This is a genomic window from Kitasatospora putterlickiae, assembly GCF_039527695.1.
Lineage (GTDB): Bacteria > Actinomycetota > Actinomycetes > Streptomycetales > Streptomycetaceae > Kitasatospora > Kitasatospora putterlickiae.
Genome location: NZ_BAAAKJ010000051.1, coordinates 17476 through 20497, shown reverse-complemented (window position 1 = coordinate 20497; position 3022 = coordinate 17476). Strand labels below are relative to the sequence as shown.

Sequence of the window (3022 nt, the reverse complement as noted above, 5' to 3'; positions counted from 1 at the left end):
GCCCGTCGTCCGGCGCCGCCGACACCGATGCCGCCGACACCGATGCCGTCACCACCGGCGCCGTCAGCACCAGCCCAGAGCGAGGAGCCGCCCGCATGCCACCGGCCGAGTCCAGCACGCCGCAGCCCGACCGCCCGGAGTCCGCCGAGCTGGCGGCACTCCACCACCGGGTCGCCCAGCTGGAGGCCGAGGCCCGGCGGCGGCCGGGGCACCACCGGCTGCGCACCACCGGCGCCACCGTGCTGGTGATCGTGGCCTCCGTGCTGTCGCTGCTCGCGGTCGTCGCCGTCTGGGCCCACGACGAGATCACCGACACCGACCGGTTCGTCGCCACGATGGCGCCGCTGGCCCACGACCCCGCCGTGCAGGACGCCCTCGCCAACCGCATCACCGATGCCGCGACGGAGCAGATCGACGTCAAGACCTTCGTCAACGACCTCTCCCAGGCCGCCGCCGAGCAGGGCGTGCCGCCCCGGCTGTCCCAGCTGCTGGGCGGGCTGACCGGTCCGCTGGAGGGCGCGCTGACCAACCTCGTCCACGGCGCCGCCGAGCGGGTGGTCACCAGCGACGCGTTCGCCACCGTGTGGGAGGAGGCCGTGCGGGCCGGGCACGCCACCATGGTCAAGGCCCTGACCGGCCAGGGCGGCGGCGCGGTGGAGCTGAAGAACGACGAGGTCGTGATCGACATCGGGCCGATGGTGGAACGGGTGAAGACCGAGCTGGTCAACGCCGGTTTCGCGCCGGCCGCCAGGATCCCGGAGGTGCACACCTCGTTCGTGGTGTTCTCCTCCCCCGACCTGGCCAAGATCAAGGGCTTGTTCCGGCTGCTGCAGATCCTCGGCTGGTGGCTGCCGGTGATCACGGTGCTGATCGCCGCGGTCGGCGTACTGACCGCCTTCAACCGCCGCCGCGCGCTGGTCGGCGCCGCGCTCGGCATCGGGGCGGCGATGCTGCTGCTCGGGATCGCGCTGGCGGTCTTCCGCTCCTACTTCCTCGACCACCTGCCCGCCGAGGCCTCACCGGCCGCCGCCGGCGCCGTCTACGACGCCGTCGTCGACTACCTGCGCTCGGCCGTGCGGATGGTCGGCTTCCTGGCGGTGCTCGTCGCGCTCGGGGCGTTCTTCGCCGGCCCCTCACGCGCCGCCGTGACGGTCCGCTCGGTGACCGGGCACGGGGTCGCGGCGCTGCGCTCCTCCGCCGACTCGGCGGGCTTCCGGGCCGGGCCGGTGGAGCGCTTCGTGCGCCGCTGGAAGCGGTGGCTGGGCGTGGTGATCCTGGTGGTCGCCGCCGTGGTGTTCGTCCTGTGGGACCACCCGACCGGCATGGTGGTGTTCTGGTTCGCGGTGGCCGTGCTGGCGGCCTTCGCGCTGCGCGAGTTCCTCGCCCCGGCCCGCCCCCTCACCCCCGCGTCCTCCGCGCCGGCGTCCCCCGCGCCGACGGGCACGGGGGACGCGGAGCGCTGAGCTCCCGCGACGTCAGCCCAGGACGATCGCCTTGGCGCGCTGGTACTCCTCCTCCGTGATGGAGCCGTCCCGCTTCAGGTCCGCGAGCCGGGCCAGTTCCTCGGTGGGACCGGCCGGTTTCGCCTCCGCCCCGGCGGCGTCGCGTACGTAGGTGCGGAACTCCGCCTCCGCCTCCTTCGCCCGCGCCAGCTCACGCGTCCCCATGCCCTTGCCCCGGGCGATCAGGTAGACGAACACGCCGATGAACGGCAGCAGGATCAGGAACACGCACCACCCCGCCTTGCCCCAGCCGTTCACCGTGTCGTCCCGGAACAGGTCGCCGAAGACCCGGAACAGGAGCATGAACCAGAGGATCCAGAGGAAGATCCACATGGTCGTGAGGAAGATGTTCAACAGCGGATAGTCGTCCATCGCCCGCCTCCGGAGGAGTAGCCGAACCGCGCCGGGCGGCGCCGCCGCCCGTCCCCCCTCTTACCCCACGGTCACCGAGCACGGCCGCGCGCGCACCACCCCGGACGGGTGATCCCGTCGGCGGGGCCTCGCGGCGGTGCGGCCACCCGCTCCGGCGGGCGCCGATCGGATGATTCGCACACAATGCGACCAGTAGTCGGAACGCGACGAGGAGTAGTCGTGCGAAGTCATCCCACCGCCACCACCCGGCGGCTTACGGCCCTGCTGACCTCGGCCGTCCTGGCGACGGGCGGGCTGGTGGCCGCAGCCCCGGCCACCGCCGCGCCGGTCGGCGGGTACGACGAGTACGTCGCGCTGGGGGACTCCTACGCGGCGTACGGATCCATCTCGAAGAACTACGGCACGCCCGCCGGCTGCGGCCGCGCCCGCGACGACTACCCGAACGGCCTCGCCACCGCGCTGGGCCCGGCGCGCTTCGTCGACGTCACCTGCGGCGGCGCCACGACCCTGAGCATGACCGTCCCGGAGCCGGTGCCGGGCGGGGTGAACCCGCCCCAGTTCGACGCGCTGCGGCCCGGCACCGATCTGGTCACGGTCACCATCGGCACCATGGACCGGCTCAACGACCTCCTGGTGGCCTGCTCCGTGATCAGCGGCACCGACCCCCAGGGCGACCCGTGCCGGCGGGCCTACACCGCGAGCGGGACCGACCTGGCGGTCGCGGCGATCGAGGCGACGCGCCCGGGGATCGAGGGCGTGCTCGACGGCGTCCACGCCCGTTCCCCGCACGCGACCGTGGTGCTCGTCGGCTACTTTCCCCTGCTGCCGCCCACCATCGGGTGCTGGCCGGACGTGCCGGTCGCCCGAGGCGACGTGCCTTATGTGTACGGCCTCCAGAAGCGGATGAACGCGATGCTCGGCGAGGCCGCCGCCGGCCACCGGGCGCTCTTCAGCGACCCCGGCGACGCCCTCGGACACGACGCCTGCCAGCCGCCGGGCGTCCGCTGGGTCGAGCCCCTCGACCCGGCCCCGGACACCGTCGCGACGCACCCCAACGCCGCCGGGCAGGCCTACGTCGCCGCGCTCACCAGGGCGCTGCTGCCCTGAGCGCGCCGTCAGCCGCCGAGTCCGCGCACCGCCCCCGCCAG

General features: G+C 74.0%; 3 protein-coding genes. 2 read left to right on the top strand and 1 reads right to left on the bottom strand.

Translation table 11 applies throughout. The features are described 5' to 3' along the window. On the top strand, nucleotides 1-1463 hold a 1463-nt coding region (locus ABD308_RS06050; RefSeq protein WP_344328140.1), incomplete at its 5' end, for a hypothetical protein. 12 nt (nucleotides 1464-1475) lie between these two features. Here the strand turns inward: ABD308_RS06050 and ABD308_RS06045 are convergent. Continuing rightward, entirely contained in the window at nucleotides 1476-1874 is a 399-nt protein-coding gene (locus tag ABD308_RS06045) for an SHOCT domain-containing protein (protein ID WP_344328138.1), read from the bottom strand. 219 nt (nucleotides 1875-2093) lie between these two features. Here ABD308_RS06045 and ABD308_RS06040 point away from each other — a divergent pair, with 219 nt between their 5' ends. Continuing rightward, complete coding sequence (locus ABD308_RS06040; RefSeq protein ID WP_344328135.1) at nucleotides 2094-2981, top strand: SGNH/GDSL hydrolase family protein; 888 nt, start codon at nucleotides 2094-2096, stop codon at nucleotides 2979-2981. Nucleotides 2982-3022: the final 41 nt, after the last annotated feature.

What these genes read in the sequence shown, in the direction of transcription:
- ABD308_RS06045 (WP_344328138.1), bottom strand. Translation starts at nt 1,874, where the DNA reads ATGGACGACTATCCGCTGTTGAACATCTTCCTCACGACCATGTGGATC.